At 54.3% G+C, this 17,557-nt stretch carries 17 protein-coding genes; 13 read left to right on the forward strand and 4 right to left on the reverse strand.

The window, feature by feature from the left end:
• Positions 1 to 11: 11 nt before the first annotated feature.
• Both OH720_RS06755 and tam read left to right on the forward strand, forming a co-directional pair.
• Positions 12 to 1,097 carry a type I restriction endonuclease gene (locus OH720_RS06755; protein WP_272604994.1) on the forward strand — a complete coding sequence of 362 codons (1,086 nt, stop codon included), beginning with the start codon at positions 12 to 14 and terminating at the stop codon, positions 1,095 to 1,097.
• Between the two features lie 262 nt (positions 1,098 to 1,359).
• Positions 1,360 to 2,130, forward strand: a complete 771-nt coding sequence (gene tam, locus OH720_RS06760) for a trans-aconitate 2-methyltransferase (protein ID WP_272604995.1) — start codon at positions 1,360 to 1,362, stop codon at positions 2,128 to 2,130.
• A 52-nt stretch (positions 2,131 to 2,182) separates the two neighbouring features.
• Here tam and OH720_RS06765 read toward each other — a convergent pair whose 3' ends face one another.
• Positions 2,183 to 2,911: a class I SAM-dependent methyltransferase gene (locus tag OH720_RS06765; RefSeq protein WP_272604996.1), complete on the reverse strand. Its 729-nt coding sequence runs from the start codon at positions 2,909 to 2,911 to the stop codon at positions 2,183 to 2,185.
• A gap of 615 nt (positions 2,912 to 3,526) precedes the next feature.
• Here OH720_RS06765 and OH720_RS06770 point away from each other — a divergent pair.
• The 9 genes from OH720_RS06770 (at position 3,527) to OH720_RS06810 (ending at position 13,226) form a co-directional block, all read left to right on the forward strand.
• Complete coding sequence (locus tag OH720_RS06770) at positions 3,527 to 4,846, forward strand: ABC transporter substrate-binding protein (RefSeq protein WP_272604997.1); 1,320 nt, start codon at positions 3,527 to 3,529, stop codon at positions 4,844 to 4,846.
• Complete coding sequence (locus tag OH720_RS06775) at positions 4,843 to 5,745, forward strand: branched-chain amino acid ABC transporter permease (protein WP_272604998.1); 903 nt, start codon at positions 4,843 to 4,845, stop codon at positions 5,743 to 5,745. The genes OH720_RS06770 and OH720_RS06775 overlap by 4 nt, the downstream gene beginning before the upstream one ends.
• A complete protein-coding gene (locus OH720_RS06780) occupies positions 5,745 to 6,686 on the forward strand; it encodes a branched-chain amino acid ABC transporter permease (protein WP_272604999.1) in 942 nt (313 codons plus the stop codon). Before OH720_RS06775 ends, OH720_RS06780 begins: the two co-directional genes overlap by 1 nt.
• Positions 6,683 to 7,423 (forward strand): ABC transporter ATP-binding protein, encoded by a 741-nt coding sequence (locus OH720_RS06785; RefSeq protein ID WP_272605000.1) that lies wholly within the window; start codon positions 6,683 to 6,685, stop codon positions 7,421 to 7,423. The genes OH720_RS06780 and OH720_RS06785 overlap by 4 nt, the downstream gene beginning before the upstream one ends.
• Positions 7,420 to 8,154: an ABC transporter ATP-binding protein gene (locus OH720_RS06790; protein WP_272605001.1), complete on the forward strand. Its 735-nt coding sequence runs from the start codon at positions 7,420 to 7,422 to the stop codon at positions 8,152 to 8,154. Before OH720_RS06785 ends, OH720_RS06790 begins: the two co-directional genes overlap by 4 nt.
• On the forward strand, positions 8,151 to 9,584 hold the full coding sequence (locus tag OH720_RS06795; RefSeq protein ID WP_272605002.1) for an aldehyde dehydrogenase family protein: 1,434 nt from the start codon (positions 8,151 to 8,153) through the stop codon (positions 9,582 to 9,584). Before OH720_RS06790 ends, OH720_RS06795 begins: the two co-directional genes overlap by 4 nt.
• A 44-nt stretch (positions 9,585 to 9,628) precedes the next feature.
• Positions 9,629 to 10,381, forward strand: coding sequence for an SDR family oxidoreductase (locus OH720_RS06800; RefSeq protein ID WP_272605003.1), 753 nt, complete (start codon positions 9,629 to 9,631; stop codon positions 10,379 to 10,381).
• A gap of 243 nt (positions 10,382 to 10,624) precedes the next feature.
• Positions 10,625 to 11,722 (forward strand): NAD(P)-dependent alcohol dehydrogenase, encoded by a 1,098-nt coding sequence (locus OH720_RS06805; protein ID WP_272605004.1) that lies wholly within the window; start codon positions 10,625 to 10,627, stop codon positions 11,720 to 11,722.
• A 46-nt stretch (positions 11,723 to 11,768) separates the two neighbouring features.
• Positions 11,769 to 13,226 (forward strand): aldehyde dehydrogenase family protein, encoded by a 1,458-nt coding sequence (locus OH720_RS06810; protein WP_272605005.1) that lies wholly within the window; start codon positions 11,769 to 11,771, stop codon positions 13,224 to 13,226.
• A gap of 14 nt (positions 13,227 to 13,240) precedes the next feature.
• Here the strand turns inward: OH720_RS06810 and OH720_RS06815 are convergent, their stop codons facing one another.
• The 3 genes from OH720_RS06815 to OH720_RS06825 all read right to left on the reverse strand — a co-directional run bounded on the left by OH720_RS06815 (position 13,241) and on the right by OH720_RS06825 (position 15,402).
• On the reverse strand, positions 13,241 to 13,948 hold the full coding sequence (locus OH720_RS06815) for a LysR substrate-binding domain-containing protein (protein ID WP_272605006.1): 708 nt from the start codon (positions 13,946 to 13,948) through the stop codon (positions 13,241 to 13,243).
• A 124-nt stretch (positions 13,949 to 14,072) separates the two neighbouring features.
• On the reverse strand, positions 14,073 to 14,270 hold the full coding sequence (locus tag OH720_RS06820; protein ID WP_442967263.1) for a hypothetical protein: 198 nt from the start codon (positions 14,268 to 14,270) through the stop codon (positions 14,073 to 14,075).
• A gap of 211 nt (positions 14,271 to 14,481) precedes the next feature.
• Positions 14,482 to 15,402, reverse strand: coding sequence for a LysR substrate-binding domain-containing protein (locus tag OH720_RS06825; protein WP_272605007.1), 921 nt, complete (start codon positions 15,400 to 15,402; stop codon positions 14,482 to 14,484).
• A gap of 124 nt (positions 15,403 to 15,526) precedes the next feature.
• On the opposite strand from OH720_RS06825, the gene OH720_RS06830 reads away from it, so the two are divergent.
• Together OH720_RS06830 and OH720_RS06835 are read left to right on the forward strand one after the other, a co-directional pair.
• Positions 15,527 to 16,348 (forward strand): FAS1-like dehydratase domain-containing protein, encoded by an 822-nt coding sequence (locus OH720_RS06830; protein ID WP_272605008.1) that lies wholly within the window; start codon positions 15,527 to 15,529, stop codon positions 16,346 to 16,348.
• A gap of 39 nt (positions 16,349 to 16,387) precedes the next feature.
• Positions 16,388 to 17,551: an acyl-CoA dehydrogenase family protein gene (locus OH720_RS06835; protein WP_272605009.1), complete on the forward strand. Its 1,164-nt coding sequence runs from the start codon at positions 16,388 to 16,390 to the stop codon at positions 17,549 to 17,551.
• Positions 17,552 to 17,557: the final 6 nt, after the last annotated feature.

Consider the following 17,557-nt stretch of genomic DNA (forward strand, 5'->3'; position numbering starts at 1 on the left):
AGAGGCTCCTCATGGAATTCTTCGAAAAATTAGCAAGTCTCGCTGCCAAAGTTCGTTTACAGGGCGCAGCCATCCAGACGGAAGAGGCAACCAAAAATGCTTTTGTGATGCCGTTTATCAGCACGGTACTGGGCTACGATGTTTTCGATCCGACCGAAGTGACACCTGAATTTGTTTGCGATATTGGAACGAAGAAAGGGGAGAAAATTGACTACGCAATCATGAAGGCGGGCGAGGTTCAGATCCTCATCGAGTGCAAAAAAATTGGTGAGCCGCTGCACATCAATCATGCCTCCCAGCTGTTTCGCTATTTCCATGTCACCAGCGCCCGAATCTCGATTCTCACCAATGGACAGGTCTACAAGTTTTTCACCGACCTGGACGCGCCGAACAAGATGGATGAGAAGCCGTTTCTCGAACTCGACCTGTTGGACATCGACGAGTACTCGGTCCCCGAACTGGTGAAGCTCACCAAATCGGCGTTCGATGTGGAGTCGATCATTAGCGCAGCAGGTGAGTTGAAATACGTCAGCCAAATTAAAAAAGTGATCGCTTCTCAGGTAAGCAAGCCGGACGACGATTTTGTGAAGGTGTTTGCTTCGCGGGTTTACGACGGGGTAATCACCCAGAAAGTCCGCGAGCAATTCCATGAACTGACGAGAAAGGCCGTAGTGCAGTTTCTCAACGATCAAATCAATGACAGGCTCAAGTCAGCAATGAGTGGCGCAATCCAGCCTGCGTTGGCTTCTATACCGGTCGCCACTGGTGACACTGAACAACCCGATGCTCGAGAGGAATCAGGGGACAAGGTACTGACGACGTTGGAAGAGCTTGAGGGATACCACATCGTCCGTGCTGTGGTCCGGTCTGTTGTCGATGCGAAGCGGATTGTTCAACGCGACACCCAGAGTTACTTCGGTATCCTGCTTGACGACAACAACCGAAAACCGATCTGTCGTCTGCACTTCAATCGTTCGCAGAAATATATCGGCATATTTGACGAAGAGAAGAATGAAACCCGGCACGCGATAGGTTCCGTTGATGACATTTACGAATATTCAGATCATTTGAAGAAGACTGTCGGCTACTACGATTGAGAATATTGGCCGGTTACAAAAATCTGCCCAATAGAACCTGACATCGATCAGTCAAGGTGCAAAACCTGTGGGAGCGAGCCTGCTCGCGATAGCGTCATGTCAGCCAGCGGCGATGTTGGCTGTACAATCGCCATCGCAAGCAGGCTCACTCCCACAGGAGTTTTCGCGCCAAAGGTGGAATAGAGCAAAACCTGCCGTCGGTAGTATCGTAGCAATCCGGTCGTTGGCTTACGGCTGAACAATGCACCGACAGGAGAACGCAATGAGTTGGTCCGCCAAACAATACGTCGCTTTTGAAGATGAACGCACCCGCCCAGCCCGCGACCTGCTGGCCGCCATACCCGCCGGGACAGTGCGCTCGGCCATCGACATCGGTTGCGGTCCGGGTAACTCGACCGAGTTGCTGGTGGAACGTTTTGCCGACGCAACCGTACGTGGGCTGGACAGTTCGACCGACATGATCGAGGCCGCGCGCAAGCGCCTGCCGCAGGTGCGCTTCGATGTCGCTGACATAGACACCTGGAATGACAGTGGCCCGTTCGACGTGATTTTTGCCAACGCGGTGCTGCAATGGGTACCCGATCACGCAACGTTGCTGCCGGCGCTGGTGAGCAAACTCGTGCCCGGTGGCAGCCTGGCGATCCAGATGCCGGACAACCTCAACCAACCTTCGCACCGCTTGATGCGCGAAGTGGCGGCTGACGGTCCCTGGGCGGGCAAGCTTGCCGAAGTCGCCGGACAGAGGACGGAAATGGCCGATGCCAGCGTTTATTACTCGATGTTGAAAGCCTGTTGCACCCGCGTCGATGTATGGCGCACCACTTATTATCATCCGCTGGCGGGCGGCGCGTCGGGTGTGGTGGAGTGGTTCAAGGGCAGCGGGTTGCGGCCGTTCCTCGAACCGTTGGATGAGGCTGAACGCGTGCAGTTTCTGAAGCAATATCAGGCTGCAATTGAACAAGCCTATCCGGCATTGGCCGATGGCTCGGTATTGCTACCGTTCCCGCGTTTGTTTCTTGTGGCGACGCGCTGATGCGAACTGGGACAGGTCACGCCGAGCGTCATCTGTCCCATGGCTTGATCAATCAGCGCTGAACACCGACCAACATCATCATCGGCCGTTCCCGCTCTTCGGCCAATGCCGGTTGCGCTTGGACCTCGGCGTCCGTCGGTCCCCATTCATTGACATGCCGGATGCTGAAACCGGCGCCAATCAGACTGTTGAATAACGTGCCAACGGTACGGTGCTGCTTGATCACGCCGTCCGCCAGCCAGTTGGTTACGCGCTCACCTTCCAGTTGATAGCTATCCACCGGCCAGCTCTTGCGGCCCTCGGCATCGGTGGTCCAGCCGGGATTGCGCGGCGCCATGAAAATCGGGTGCTCGATGGAAAACACAAACAGCGAGCCAGGTTTGAGCGCTGCGTGGATAGTCGCGAACAGCCCCGGCAAGTCCTTGATGTAATGCAGCGCAAGAGAGCTGTAGGCCAGGTCGAAACTGCTTGCCGGTAGATTGAGCTGTTCGAGGTCTGCGCGTTCGTAGCGGATATTGGTGGCGGACGTTGTGCTGCCAGCCCGATCAAGCATTTTCTGCGAAACGTCCAGGCCCAGCACGCTGTGGGCACCTTGCTCACTGGCCCAACGGCAAAACCAGCCGTAACCGCAACCGAGGTCCACCACCTTCAAGCCTTGCATCGGCGACAACATCGCCTTCAGCGCAGGCCATTCCGGTGCGGCATCCAGGCCGTTGATGGAGCGGGCCATTTGACTGTAGCCCTGGAAGAAATCGGGGTTGTCGTAGATGTTTTGGGTCATGGTTGGGGTGCTCTGCTGAGATCGTTCACATTCGTTGGGGTACCGAAAACCCTGTAGGAGCGAGCCTGCTCGCGATGACGGTCGCATATTCACATCCTTATTGCCTGCGAGACCGCCATCGTGAGCAACAAGTTAGATCAGGACGGTTCACCATCCTTGGCAGTGATGATCGTAACTGTGGCGGCCAATCGGCGCATGGCGGCTTTGAAGTTCGCACCCAGTTCAGGGGCTATTGGCACAGCAATATCGGTGGTCATGATCGACTCGCCTCTTATGGTTTATTTTTGTCTAGAAGCAGGACGTCACAGTACGCATCAGCCCGATCACGGCGAATCAACATTTACGTAAGCCGGTATTAATTACCCATGAATGCAGTGGGGAAAATCTCACTGATTGCGATTTCTTCTGACTCAATCCACTCCTAATCTTGGGCATGTTAATCAGCCTGATACCCCTGTAGGCGCTGGGAGCCGTTGCATATGCGGGGTATCGGGGCGCGTTTGGCTTTGCTTAACGCCCTCTTACCAAATTGCAAATTCCCTAAACGGGCTACCCGGCGCATCCTCGGTACATAGCTTCATAAAAAAAACAAAAGCCGATAGAGATGCCCCCCCCATGTCCCAATCAAAACTCAAGTTGATGTGCGCGCGGATCCTCACCAGTGCTGTGATGGGTCTTTCTACGCTGCCAGCGTTCGCCGAGGGCGATAAGCCCGACTCCGTCAAAATTGGTATCACCACATTCATGTCAGGCTCGGCCTCGGTGTTTGGAATGCCGGCAAAGGCCGCTGCGGAGCTCTATATAGAAGAGCTCAATGCAGCTGGCGGCATTGATGGGGTCAAGGTTGACCCTATCTACGTGGATGAGGGGGTGGGTGGCGATAGGCTGTTATCCGAGTACCGACGGGTAGTACAAGAGCAGGGAGCGAAGGTGATGATCGCCTCAATCTCCAGCGGCAACTGCAACACGCTTGCGCCTGTAGCTGAAGATCTTAAAGTCGTGAATATCCTCTGGGACTGTGGGACGGAGAAAGCGCTGGAGGGGCATTCGTATAAGTACGTTTTTCGCACCCAGGCGAACGCGGTCACAGAGATGGTTGCCAGCGTTCTCTACCTGCTCAAGGTTAAACCTGACTTCAAAACCATTGCAGTCGTAAACCAGGATTACGCTTGGGGCCGAGACTCGTGGGAAATTTTCAGTGCTGTACTTAAGCAACTCAAGCCAGATGTAAAGGTGGTTGCCGAGCTGTTCCCAAAATTTGGAGCTTCGGATTTTTCCGCCGAGGTCAGTAGGCTTCAAGTTCTGCGTCCTGATGTCGTGCTGACCACATCTTGGGGAGGGGATCTAGACACCTTCATCCGCCAAGCCAGTCAGCGTGGGCTACTCAAATCATCACAGTTTTTTCTCGCTCTTGGTGAAACCTCGCTTGAGCGGCTCGGTAACACGCTGCCGGATGGCGTGCTTATCGGTGCACGCGGTGATCACTACTTCCTGAATCCCCAATACGCCACAGATGCCCGCCATCAAGCGTTTGTCGCCAAATACCATGAGCGTACCGGCAGCTATCCGATCTACTCGGTGTACCACATGGTGCAAGCGCTTGATGGTATGAAGGCCGCCTACTTGAAAGCGATCAAAGCTAATGGCGGAAAATGGCCCAACGAGGAGCAATTGGCCGACGCCTTCAAAGGGCTGGAATTCCGAGGCCTGACTAGCGAGATCCGGATCCGCCCGGAGGATGGTCAAGGCCTTGAATCACAACTGTTCGGTGTGACCGCCACAAGCCCCGATTACAAGTTCAAGGTTTTAAAGGACATTGTCATTGTTCCGGCAGACAAGGTGACTACCCCACCAGGCGAGAAATCCCCAGATTGGGTCAAGACCGTTACCCCTGCGCTACTTGATCAGGTTCAACCTGTGGGTGCAGCAAAATGAGCTCAGACATTTTCATCCTCGCGTTGCTAGATGGTGTCTCCTACGCCGGGTTGTTGTTTCTCGTGGCTTTAGGACTGACCTTTATCTTTGGCGTGGTGCGTATCCTAAATGTGGCCCACGGTAGCCTTTACGCATTCGGCGGATATGGCGCTGCTTCGTTAGGACTTTGGTTGGGACAGGGATCAGAGTCGGCAGTGGCATCCGTGCTCCTGCTGGTGGGAGGTGCTATTGCTGTAGGGATTGTGCTGGGGACAGTGCTGATGCTGTTGCTTAAGCAATTCCAGGATCGCGATCCGATTCTTCAGCTTTTGGTCACTTTCGGCGCGTTCATGATTTTTGAAGATCTGCAGCGGATGATCTGGGGGACGCAGCCTTACTTCGTGGCTGATGTAGTCAACCAGATGGGGTCTTCAGAACTGCTGGGCGTGGTGTACATGAACTACCAGTTGCTGTTCGTCCCTGGTGCGGCCTTGGCCGTTTATTTCCTGCTTAAGTGGTTCCTGAACAGCACCCTGATGGGGCGGCAAATCATCGCGGTTACTCATGACCGTGAGGTGGCGACAGCAATTGGTATCAATGCTCGGCGTGTAGCCTATCTAACATTTGTCGTTGGTGCCGTTCTGGGGGCTTTAGGCGGCGCGTTGGCTTCTCCAACCACCTCACTGGTTCCGGGCATCGGCGCCGACATGATCGTGCTGTCGTTCGCGGTCGTAGCAAGCGCCGGACTGGGTCAGATCACTGGTGCCTTGATCACTGCATTGATGATCGGGTTGTCGCGCTCATTTTGCGTATACCTCGCCCCAGAGTTTGAAGTAGTGATGCCTTATCTGATCATGGTTTTGGTTTTGCTAGCGAGGCCTCAAGGCTTGTTCACGGTCGTTCAGGCGAGGAAAATCTGATGCGCTCTCTACTACTCAACACTGCAGCAGTTGTTGCCATCCTTGGTTTGGCAATGGCATTTCCTTGGCTCAAGATTCCGCTGATTCTCTCGCTCTGCTACGGCTTGGCCGCTCTAGGGGTCGTCGTTCTTCTGAAGGCCGGGCAAATATCCTTTGGGCATGCCATGTATGCCTGCATCTCTGGATACGTAGTGGCCTTTGTCGGGAATAGGTATCCGGGCACCGATGGGATCTTGCTGATCGCCCTCGGTACCTTGGCAAGTGTGGTCGCGGGTATGCTCATCGGTGCTTTCGTTGTTCGCTATCGAGAAATCTTCTTCGGCATGCTTAACCTTGCCATCTCGATGGTGCTGTTTACCATCCTCGGCAAGTTCTACGCTGTCACTGGCGGCACCGATGGCTTACGCATCAATAGACCGACATTGCTAGGGGCGGAGCTGAGTCGTGATCCTTTCGAAATAGCATTACTGGTACTGGTGCTCCTCATCTCGCTGGGGGCTATCTGGGGAGTCCAGCGGTATTTCGTCTCCAGTGGCGGTCAGGCTCTAGCCGCGATCAAGACAAATGAAACTCGCCTTGAGTACCTTGGTGTCTCCGCTAAGAAAGTACTCTGGAAAGGCTACGTTCTGTCTGCCTCATTGTGCGGCTTGTCCGGCGCGTTGTTTGGTCTCTCTCAGGGGCTAGTAACACCTGAGATGGGCTACTGGCTTCGCTCTGGTGAATTCGTCTTCATCGCCATCCTGGGTGGTGCCGGTCACGCGGTCGGCGCGTTTGTCGGAGCCCTGCTTTACGAATTCCTAAAAATGTACGCCGCCGCGTTGGTCAGTGGTTCATGGCAGCTTGTGCTGGGTGCCATCCTGATCGTGATCATCTACTTCCTGCCCAAGGGGATCACCGGGCTATTGAATCGTCGTAAACGCCTCGCGGGAGATGCAGCATGACAGCCCTTTTGCAGACTCACGATTTGACCCTCGCTTTTGGCGGTCTGGTTGTGGCCAATGGCATCAACTTCAGTCTGGAGGAGGGTGAGCGCCTGGCAGTGATCGGCCAGAACGGTGCGGGTAAAACGACCTTCATCAATATTTGTACGGGGTTGCTCAAACCGAGCAAGGGGCGCGTCAGCCTCTCCGGCCGCGACATTACTGGCCAGTCGCCACGGAAAATCGTCAAGCAGGGCATGGCGAGATCCTTCCAGCTTCCCCAGTTGTTCCTTGAGCATACCGTGCGCGAATGCCTGCAGTTGTCCGCCGTGGCGCGTGCTGGAAATCTTTCATCCTGGAGTCTGTTAGCAGGAGGCAGTAGTGCCAAAGAAATTGATCGGATGCTTGATCTGATCAGCCTGCGCGACAGACAAGATGAACTGTGCATCAACCTTCCTGAGGGGCAACGCAAGCTGCTGGATGTGGGCATGTCGCTAATGCTTCAACCCAAGTTGCTGATCCTTGATGAGCCCACCAGCGGCGTGTCGACAGAAGAAAAGCATGGCGTGATGGAAATCCTCATGCGTGCTCTGGATGATCAGAAGGTCACTGCGATCTTCGTGGAGCACGATGTCGATATCGTCAAGCGTTATGCGACTCGGGTTGCAGCATGGATCAGCGGAGCGATAGCTGCTGACGGTGATCCCGCCAGTGTACTGACCAACCCGCTCATTCAGCGTGAGGTACTAGGCGAATGAAAAACGACATCCTGATCCACCTCGACAACGTCAGCGCTGACATCGTCCGAGTACCTATCCTGAGAGGCGTACACGCTGATCTGAATAAAGGACACATCATCGCCGTGGTGGGGCGAAATGGCGCTGGCAAAACTACTTTGCTGCGCACGATTATGGGGCTGGTTAAGCCTAAAGAGGGCCAGATTTTGTTCGAGGGCGTCGACCTTGCCCATGTGCCGGCCCATGGGCGTGCACGTCTTGGTATTGGCTACGCGCCCCAAGAACGCGTCATGTTTCCAACCCTTTCGATTGAGGAGAATCTGCGCCTTCCCTGCCAGGTAGCAGGTATGAGCAAGCGGGAAGTTGATGGACGACTGGCAATGACACTTGAGGTCGTTGCACAGCTAAAACCCATGCTCAACCGCTCGGGCGCGGCATTGTCAGGCGGCCAAGGAAAGATGGCGGCACTTGGGCGAGCCTTGATGATTGGCAGCAAGTTGATCTTGCTGGATGAGCCTTTTCAAGGTTTGGCACCGGCCCTCGCTACTGAATACAGCAATGCTCTCAAGCAGCTTCAGCAACGTCTTCCAGATCTCTGCATCGTGGTCACGGAATCCAATGGCAGCCTGCTTAAGGATGTCCCTGACCAGGTGTTGCACATCGAGCGGGGGGAGTTGTCACCTGTCCTGAACACCAGTGGTGAGACTGGCCCCCACTCAATTTACCAACTGCCAATGGAGGCACAATCATGAGCACGCTTTACATCGACGGCCGCAAAGTCCCCGCCACCGGCGGACAAAGCATTCCTGTCTACTCTCCTGTAACTGGCGAGGCTTATGCGGAAATTGCCCGTGGCATGCCTGAAGACATAGACCTAGCAGTTAAAGCAGCACGCAGTGCGGTCAATGGTGACTGGGGCCGGATGAGCGCTACTGAACGTGGCCGTATCCTGGTGCGTATCGGCAGCGGCGTGCTGGAAAACATCGAGGAGCTGGCTGAGATCGAAGCCAAGGACACCGGCAAGCCCCTTGGCTTGGCTCGCAAGGATATTGAAGCACTGGCACGATATTTCGAGTTTTATGGTGGTGCTGCCGATAAAGTTCACGGCGAAGTCATTCCGTACCTTTCTGGTTACACCGTCAGTGTGGTCAGAGAAGCCTGCGGTGTGGTTGGCCACATCATTCCATGGAACTACCCAGCACAAATGCTCGGTCGCACCATCGCGCCGGCCCTGGCAATGGGTAACGCATCGATCGTGAAGCCAGCCGAAGACGCCTGCATGACTTCTCTTCGCTTCGCCGAGATTGCTGCAGAAGCAGGGTTGCCAGCTGGTGTCCTTAACATCGTCACTGGATATGGCCGAGAGGCAGGTGCTGCATTGGCAGGTCATCCGGGCATCAATCTGATCACCTTTACTGGATCCCCTGATGTTGGTGTAGCCATTCAGACCGCTGCAGCTGCCAACCATGTCAAATGCGTCCTGGAGCTGGGCGGTAAATGCCCGCAAGTCGTATTCGCCGATGCTGATCTTGATAAGGCAGTGCCGGTCATCGTTGGCGCGATCATCCAGAACGCTGGCCAGACTTGCTCCGCTGGTAGCCGCGTCCTAATTCAGAAAGAGGTGTATGACGAGGTCATCTCGCGAGTCGCTGCCAAGTTCCGTGAAGTGCGTGTCGGTCTGCCTGAGACTTCTCCTGACTGCGGCCCTATCATCACCAAAGCCCAGTTTGGTCGGGTAAATCAGTTCATCAAGGAGTGCAAGGACTCCGATCTGCCGGTGATTGCTGAAGGCACCATGGACAGCGATCTTCCAGAAGGCGGGTACTACGTGCGTCCCACCTTGTTCGGCCCTGTCCCGCGCGACCATAAGCTTGCGCTCGAGGAAGTGTTCGGCCCAGTGCTGGCAGCGCTGCCGTTTGATGATGAGGACGATGCCGTGGCCCTGGCCAACGGTACTGACTATGGCCTTGTGGCCTCGATCTGGAGCGAAAACGGCGCTCGTCAGCAACGCATGGCCAAACGCCTGGAAGGCGGACAAGTCTTCATCAATTGCTATGGCGCGGGTGGCGGCGTCGAGCTGCCGTTCGGTGGTATTCGCAAAAGCGGGCACGGACGTGAAAAAGGCCTCCTCGCTCTGGATGAGTTCAGCATCACCAAGACCGTGGTCAGCCACCACGGTTAAGCCTAAATCGCAGCAATCACTTCTTAATGGTAACGGAGAGAAAAATGGCACAGCTCAATAATAAAGTCGCCATCGTAACGGGCGCAGCAAGTGGCTTCGGCGCTTGCATTGCACGTCGCTATATCGAAGAAGGCGCCAAGGTAATCCTCGCGGACATCAATTTCGAAGCTGCCAGCAAACTAGCTGATGAACTGGGGCCCAACGCTATCGCGGCTGCTTGCGACGTCACTAAGGCCGATCAGGTTCAGGCCGCCGTGGATCTTTGCGTCAAATCTTTCGGGGTACCTGATGTAGTGGTCAATAACGCCGGTACAACGCATCGGAATCAGCCTCTGATGGATGTTGACGAAAAGACCTTTGATCGCGTTTTCGCGGTTAACGTCAAATCGATCTTCCACATGACCAAGGCTGTAGTGCCGCTGATGCGCGAGCGTAAGAACGGTTCGATCATCAACGTGGGTTCTGTTGCTGGTATTCGCCCGCGTCCAGGCCTGACCTGGTACAACGGCTCGAAAGGCGCCGTGAACCTGCTCTCCAAATCCCTGGCTGTAGAACTGGGCCCGGATGGCATCCGCGTTAATAACATCTGCCCCGTAATGGGCGAGACGGCGCTGCTGGAAGATTTCATGGGCATGCCAGACACACCTGCCAATCGCCAGAAATTCCTTGCGACTATCCCGTTGGGTCGTCTGGCTAAACCAGAAGACATCGCAGCTGTTGCCGTCTTCCTGGCAACAGATGACGCAGCGTTCTTGAATGGTGTTGAACTGCCGGTCGACGGTGGCCGAGTGGTGTAACTTTATTGAGTCCCGAGGCACCAGCCCACGACAGTGTGCCTCGGGATTCAACGACAACTCGAAGTGCAATGTTTCGAGTCTGCCTAATCCCAATCTAGGCATAATCGTTCGGCCCAGGTTAACCCCCCCTTTTCAGAATGCAGATTCTCTGTACGCCATTTCTGATGCATTGTGACACTAGGTGCCCCTTGTCATTTTCAATAATACCAACGACGAGATTTGGCCGTATGGAGAACAATAATCATGCAAATCAGAGCGGCTGTAGTTCGTCAGAAATCTGCTCCTTTCACCATCGAAAACCTCACCCTTGAGACGCCCCGCAACGATGAAGTACTCGTAAAAATTGTCGGTGTTGGTGTCTGCCACACCGACATGGTAGTGAGAGACCAGGGATACCCTGTTCCCCTGCCTCTCGTGTTGGGTCATGAAGGTTCAGGTGTCGTCGAAGCTGTAGGCGCCGAGGTTAAACACCTCAAGCCTGGTGATCATGTCGTGCTGAGCTACGCTAGCTGCGGCCACTGTGCGAACTGCCTGAAAGGCCTTCCCGGATACTGCGCCCAGTTCTACGAACAGAACTTCGGTGGTTATCGGCCAGATGGAACCAGCCCCTATAAAGGCGAAGACGGCAGTACTGTGTGTGGATGCTTTTTCAATCAATCCTCCTTCGGCACGCATGCTCTGGTATCGGAGCGCAATGCAATCAAGATTCCAAGCGACGTCCCCTTGGAATTGATGGGCCCTCTAGGCTGCGGGATTCAGACTGGTGCAGGAGCTGTGATGAACGCGCTCAAGCCAGGGGTCGGTAGTAGCATTGCCATTTTCGGAGCGGGCTCTGTGGGGCTTGCGGCTGTCATGGCAGCTAAAGCTATTGGCTGCACCGTAATTATCGCTGTCGATATGAATGACAGCCGCCTCGAACTGGCACTTGAATTAGGTGCAACCCACATCATTAATGCTGGCACAGCCAATGCGCTTGATTGCATCCGGGAAATCACTAACGGAGGCGTTCAGTACAGCCTGGAATGCACATCTAGCCCAAAAGTTCTTCGCCAAGCTGTGGACTGTCTTTCCATCCCAGGCGTGTGTGGTCTTGTAGGAGCTGCTCCACTGGGGGCAGAGGTATCGCTGGACATGAACACACTTCTTTTTGGCCGCAGCGTGCGAGGCATCATCGAGGGGGACAGCGTCCCTCACGTCTTCATCCCGCAGTTGATCGAACTCTGGCGCAGCGGCCGATTTCCGTTCGACCGATTGGTCAAGTATTACGCTCTGGATGATATCAACCAAGCTGTCGCTGATTCAGAAAGTGGTGTCGTGCTTAAGCCTATCCTCAAGCCTTGAGTGATAACGCTTTTACTTACTCACCAGATTTAAGAAGGATTGCACCATGAATACGGCTCATTCGTTGAACTTACTGCAGTCGGTAGGAGCGCCATCTGTGTTCCGCTTGTCCATCAACGGGAAACTGGTTGAAGCCGACCGTTCCTTTGATGTGTTAAACCCGGCGACTAATCAGGTAATCGCTCAGGCGCCGGAAGCTACAGCTCAGCAGCTTGAAGAGGCCATCCAGGGCGCCGCTCAGGCATTCAAAGTGTGGTCGGTTCTGCCTTGGCAGACTCGGTCTGATTACATCCATCAGTACGCTGATGCTCTCGAAGCTCGTCAGGATGAACTGATCACCTTACTAACCCTTGAGCAGGGCAAGCCTAAGCACAGCCAGGCGAAGTCAGAAGTAGAGGCGGCAATTTACTGGGTTCGGGAAGTTGCAAAGCGCAATATCCCAGTTGAGATCATTGAGGACACAGCTGAGCACGTCGTCGAAGTTCATCACACGCCGCTGGGTGTGGTGGGTGCCATCACCCCTTGGAACTTCCCGGTTCTGTTGGGTCTTTGGAAAGTGGCGCCATGCCTGATCACTGGTAACACCATGGTGATGAAACCATCACCGTACACCCCGTTGACCTCGCTTTTCTTTGGCGAGATCGCCCAGGCCGTTCTTCCGCCGGGCGTGCTGAGTGTCGTGTCTGGGGGCAATGAGCTTGGCCAAATCATCACGGAACATCCTGCTATCGCAAAGATCAGCTTCACCGGCAGTACCGCAACCGGCAAGAAAGTGATGGCAAGTGGTGCAAGCAACCTCAAACGCATTACGTTGGAGCTGGGCGGTAACGACGCGGCAGTTGTTCTGGCTGATGCCGACTGGCAATCCATCGTCAAACCGTTGTTTTGGGCTGCCTTTGGTAACTCTGGGCAGTGGTGCATCGCGGTCAAGCGGCTGTATGTTCACTCCAGCATCCATACGGCTTTCACGTCAGCGTTTGTGGACTATGCCAAGACGGTCAAGGTTGGCGACGGTATGGATCCGGCAACTGACCTTGGGCCGATCCAAAACCGTATGCAGTATGAGAAGCTGATCGACCTGTTCGAAGACACCCGCAAACAGGGCTACAAAGTGCCGCTCGGCGGTGTCATCGATCAAAGCCTCGCTGGCAACTTCGTCCCAGTTACCATTGTCGATAACCCCCCTGAGAACAGTCGTATCGTTCAGGAAGAACCGTTCGGCCCGATTCTGCCCATCATCGCCTTTGACGAGGTGGAAGATGTCATCGCCAAGGTCAACGCTAGCCCTTACGGGCTTGCAGGCTCCGTATGGGGAGGGGATCGTGCCGCTGCGATCGCAGTCGCTAAACGGATGGAGACCGGTACGGTGTGGGTCAATGAAATCCACATTCACGGTATCGATATTCCGTTCGGGGGCCATAAGCTGTCCGGGATGGGTGTCGAGAACGGCCAGGAGGGTTTGGCCGGTTTCACCAACACCAAGAGTTACATGTTCAAGAAGTAAATCCTGACGTGGCCTCAGCGTGCCTGAGCTGAGGCCTTACGGCCTTGCGATTCGTGCCTGAGCAGCATCATCAGCTCGCTCACCAGCGAAGTGAACCATCGCGTGAAGGGGTCTTGATTCAATACATGCTGCCACGCTATCCCGATATTGAATCGAGGTGAGTCAAACGGTAGAGCGCTTATGGCTAAATCAAAGTGGTTGGCCAGGAAGTGCGCCGTTGTGGAGGGCACATTGCACAGAATCGGTGTCTCCTTCAACACCAATGGCAGAGTTGAAAACCTTGCCAGCGTGGCAATCACATTACGAGTGCGTCCCAACTCTTGCAGTTGAGGTTCAAGCATGCCGGTGATCTCTCCACGAGGCGAGATCAATAGCTGTGGGGTAGCGAGGTATTCGTCCAGTCTCATAGGTGCGGATGGTGCAATTTGTTTGCGATCAAATAACGCCACGAACGATTCTTCGTAGAGGATGTGGCTGGGCTCTCTTAGTTGCAGTTCTGGCATCAACGCCGCAAGTACAACCTCGGCGTCGCCTAACTGGAGGATCCTGTCGATAGCGTGATAGTCCGCATCTCTCATGACTAACCGTACGCCGGGTGCTTTTTCTTGCAGTGCACGTAGGAGGCGTGGAAGCAGTGCCACCTCAAGGTCATCAGCGATCGCGAATCTCATGGTGCGGTTGACGGTGCGCGGGTCGAAATTCTCCTCTTCCAGTAGTGCCAAGCGAAGATCCTGGAGGAATGGATCGATTAGCGTCACCAACTCCAGGGCTCGTGGTGTACTCCGGCGGCGGTAGCGAAGGTCAGCGGTGCGTCGCCCACCAACCCTGCGTCCAAATGGCCGGAGTTCAGTGATTCCAACACTGGCGCTGCGTTCGCAAATTCATGCCACTACATGAATATGGAAGATCGTTCAATACCCCAGCGGCTTCCATCACTGCCCTGGCATTGCCGCGTTGATCACCTACCTGCAGCGTTGATGCTGCCAGCGCCGCGCCATGAACCACCATCAACGCAACGATCAGCAGTTGATTTCTTAATTTCACGTTTATCCCCTAGATAAATGGCTCCTGACTGAACTTATCGATTGGGTAATAGGGCGATACAGAGAGCCGGTAAAAAATCTTGGGGGATCGTAATCGTATGAGTTGTTATTACTTAATATTATTTTAACCTATGGTTATTATTCTAAGTATTAATATGTATTTGATTAACCCCGCGTTTTTCTCAGATTAACGCGCTTGGTTTCTGCCCAGATTACCCACCACTGTTGGGCATAGAGTGGATGTCGATTGAGTCTGGGCGCAAGATCGAGATCAGCCCCCTGATACAGCCTGGCAAGGCTTCCAATTGCCTTACGAGGATGCTTCTTTCCCTAACAGCCCAAGGTTCATCCAGTTGAATGATCGAGAGTTGCATGGTTCGACTATGTCGAATCGCGGCTGATTCTGGTATCACTCCGATGCCAACCCCTGCCTCAACCATCCGGCAGACTGATTCAAAACTGGCTACCTGTATTCGCCAAGTCAGCTGCTCACCGAGCTTCTCGGCCTGCTCACGCATGAACTCCTGTAGCGTGCTGCCTTCTTGCAGTCCTACATGATGAAAAGCCAGCGCAGCTTTAAGCTTTTGAGGCTCTCCGGTATCTAGTACGTGACCCTTTGGAACCACCAGCACGAGTCGATCAGTGCTGAAGTGCAGCACCTGTAAATCCTTGGCTGCCACAGGGCCCGCAATGATCCCCATGTCGGTCGACCCTTCCTGAACGCCCCGAACGATGTCGCGTGTCAAGCGCTCCTGCAGGTCTACTGTGACGCCAGGATTCTTGGCAAGAAAGCCTGCCAGCACCTCAGGCAGAAACTCCGTCACGGCCGTTGTATTAGCGAATATTCGGATATGTCCTGACGAGTCGGTACCGTATTCCGCAAACTCGGTTTTCAAGTAACCAATCTGCCGCATTATCAGTCGAGCATGCTTGAGCAAGCGTTGCCCCGCGTCCGTGAGCTCGACTCCTTGGCTACCCCGATAGAGCAGATGACAGTTGAGCTGAGCTTCTAGCGCCTTGATTCGCACGCTGGCGGCTGCGGGAGATATAAACGCGCGCTTCGCTCCTTGAGTGAGGCTTGGCGCTTCCGCAATGTGGATGAAAAGGCGTAGGTCAGTCAGGTCAAGGTGCATGGGAAATGTGGCCTTAGCTAGGTGTTAACCATTTCAAAACGCGGGGTTTAAGAAACGCTACTTCTCAGAACGCTATGAGGCTCTCATGATCTGCTCATAACAACAACTGCTGAGTGACGATTCAATGGCCCATTTCACCGATTGGTTGGGACGCGCAGAGCGGTCATCAGACCTACTGAGCGAAAACCTTCTGAAGCGTGTAGCTGCCACATTCGATCAAGAGATGCCTGGCATGGGGGCGCCATTGCCAGCCCTGTGGCATTGGTGCTTTTTTCAGGATCCAGTTGGTGGGCCATCACTCGGCGTTGACGGCCATCCACAGCGTGGGAATTTTCTCCCTGAGGCTGACGGCCGAAATCGCATGTGGGCTGGCAGCAGAGTGGAATTTATTGAGCCTCTGCAGACAGGGCAACATGCAGTGCGCTCCTCAAAAATATTGCACATAGAGGAAAAGATCGGTCGTTCCGGAAAGCTTCTCTTTGTCACAGTCAGTCATGAATACTCTCAGAACGGTTATGTCCGGGTTCGTGAGCAACAGGACATTGTTTACCGAGAGCCTACCCCCCCAAAGCTGCACTCTGACGAAGTGATCCAGCATGGGCAATGGAATGAACGAATCACACCTACACCCACATTGCTGTTCCGCTACTCAGCGGCAACATTCAATGGCCATCGTATTCATTACGACCTTCCCTATGCCACTGATGTGGAAGGTTACGCCGGCTTAGTAGTGCATGGCCCATTGATCGCAACCCTCAGCCTAAACGCATTCATACGCGCTAACTCGGACGCCAAAGTACGTAAGTTTTCCTTTCGTAATGTCCGCCCTCTCGTCCTGCCAGACGCCTTCGATGTGGGCGGGCAGGTCACAGCAGTGGGAACAGCTTCGCTATGGGCTGGCAACCGGGCAGGCGCCGCTCAGCTTGCACAAGTTGAATTTGATTGAGTATCCGTTTTCGAGCAGGACTTATGGGGCAAGCCAGCAATGACCAATAAAAACAGCGAAGAACTCAATTCGATACGAGAGGGAGTCAGAGGCTTGTGCGCAGGTTTCGACTCTTCCTATTGGCGCAAGATCGATGAAGAGAAAGGGTTCCCGGAAGCTTTTGTGAAGGCTCTGACCGAGGCTGGGTGGCTGGCCGCGATGATCCCTGTTGAGTACGGAGGATCAGGACTGGGGTTGACTGAAGCTTCTGTGATTCTCGAAGAGGTCAACGCTTGCGGGGGGAACTCTGGGACAGTTCATGGCCAGATGTACAACATGTTCACATTGCTGCGCCACGGAAGTGAAGAACAGAAGCAGTACTACCTTCCTAAGCTGGCTAGCGGCGAACTGCGTCTGCAATCAATGGGTGTTACGGAGCCCACGACCGGCACTGATACCACCAAAATAAAGACTACTGCTACGAAGAAAGGCGACAAGTATTTCATCAACGGGCAAAAAGTCTGGATTTCGCGAGTACAACATTCGGATTTGATGATCCTTCTGGCCCGCACGACCCCTCTATCCGAGGTCAAAAAGAAAGCAGACGGTATGTCAATTTTCCTGGTCGATCTACGGGAAGCGATTGGAAATGGCCTCACAGTCCAGCCGATCGCAAACATGGTCAATCACGAAACAAACGAGTTGTTCTTTGACAATCTGGAGCTTCCAGAATCCAGCCTCATCGGCGAAGAGGGAAAGGGGTTCCGCTACATCCTTGATGGGCTTAACGCCGAGCGCACACTGATCGCGGCTGAGTGTATTGGCGATGGTCGTTGGTTTATCGAAAAAGCTCGTACCTATGCCAAGGAACGAGTGGTGTTTGGCCGTCCGATTGGCCAGAACCAAGGAGTGCAATTTCCAATTGCGGAAGCCCATATAGAGATCGAAGCCGCAGACCTCATGCGTTATAGAGCATGCGAAGAATATGACAGCGGAGAGCCTGCTGGGGCTAGCGCGAACATGGCCAAGTATCTCGCCGCCAAGGCGTCCTGGGAGGCGGCAAATGCCTGCCTCCAGACGCATGGTGGTTTCGGCTTTGCCTGCGAATACGACGTTGAAAGGAAATTTAGAGAGACCAGGCTTTATCAGGTCGCTCCAATCTCGACAAACCTCATCCTATCGTACGTTGCCGAACATTTGCTTGAGCTGCCTCGCAGCTTCTAGGAGTTA

Source organism: Pseudomonas sp. WJP1, assembly GCF_028471945.1.
GTDB lineage: Bacteria > Pseudomonadota > Gammaproteobacteria > Pseudomonadales > Pseudomonadaceae > Aquipseudomonas.

What these genes read in the sequence shown, in the direction of transcription:
- OH720_RS06755 (WP_272604994.1), top strand. Translation starts at nt 12, where the DNA reads ATGGAATTCTTCGAAAAATTAGCAAGTCTCGCTGCCAAAGTTCGTTTA.
- tam (WP_272604995.1), top strand. Translation starts at nt 1,360, where the DNA reads ATGAGTTGGTCCGCCAAACAATACGTCGCTTTTGAAGATGAACGCACC.
- OH720_RS06765 (WP_272604996.1), bottom strand. Translation starts at nt 2,911, where the DNA reads ATGACCCAAAACATCTACGACAACCCCGATTTCTTCCAGGGCTACAGT.
- OH720_RS06770 (WP_272604997.1), top strand. Translation starts at nt 3,527, where the DNA reads ATGTCCCAATCAAAACTCAAGTTGATGTGCGCGCGGATCCTCACCAGT.
- OH720_RS06775 (WP_272604998.1), top strand. Translation starts at nt 4,843, where the DNA reads ATGAGCTCAGACATTTTCATCCTCGCGTTGCTAGATGGTGTCTCCTAC.
- OH720_RS06780 (WP_272604999.1), top strand. Translation starts at nt 5,745, where the DNA reads ATGCGCTCTCTACTACTCAACACTGCAGCAGTTGTTGCCATCCTTGGT.
- OH720_RS06785 (WP_272605000.1), top strand. Translation starts at nt 6,683, where the DNA reads ATGACAGCCCTTTTGCAGACTCACGATTTGACCCTCGCTTTTGGCGGT.
- OH720_RS06790 (WP_272605001.1), top strand. Translation starts at nt 7,420, where the DNA reads ATGAAAAACGACATCCTGATCCACCTCGACAACGTCAGCGCTGACATC.
- OH720_RS06795 (WP_272605002.1), top strand. Translation starts at nt 8,151, where the DNA reads ATGAGCACGCTTTACATCGACGGCCGCAAAGTCCCCGCCACCGGCGGA.
- OH720_RS06800 (WP_272605003.1), top strand. Translation starts at nt 9,629, where the DNA reads ATGGCACAGCTCAATAATAAAGTCGCCATCGTAACGGGCGCAGCAAGT.
- OH720_RS06805 (WP_272605004.1), top strand. Translation starts at nt 10,625, where the DNA reads ATGCAAATCAGAGCGGCTGTAGTTCGTCAGAAATCTGCTCCTTTCACC.
- OH720_RS06810 (WP_272605005.1), top strand. Translation starts at nt 11,769, where the DNA reads ATGAATACGGCTCATTCGTTGAACTTACTGCAGTCGGTAGGAGCGCCA.
- OH720_RS06825 (WP_272605007.1), bottom strand. Translation starts at nt 15,402, where the DNA reads ATGCACCTTGACCTGACTGACCTACGCCTTTTCATCCACATTGCGGAA.
- OH720_RS06830 (WP_272605008.1), top strand. Translation starts at nt 15,527, where the DNA reads ATGGCCCATTTCACCGATTGGTTGGGACGCGCAGAGCGGTCATCAGAC.
- OH720_RS06835 (WP_272605009.1), top strand. Translation starts at nt 16,388, where the DNA reads ATGACCAATAAAAACAGCGAAGAACTCAATTCGATACGAGAGGGAGTC.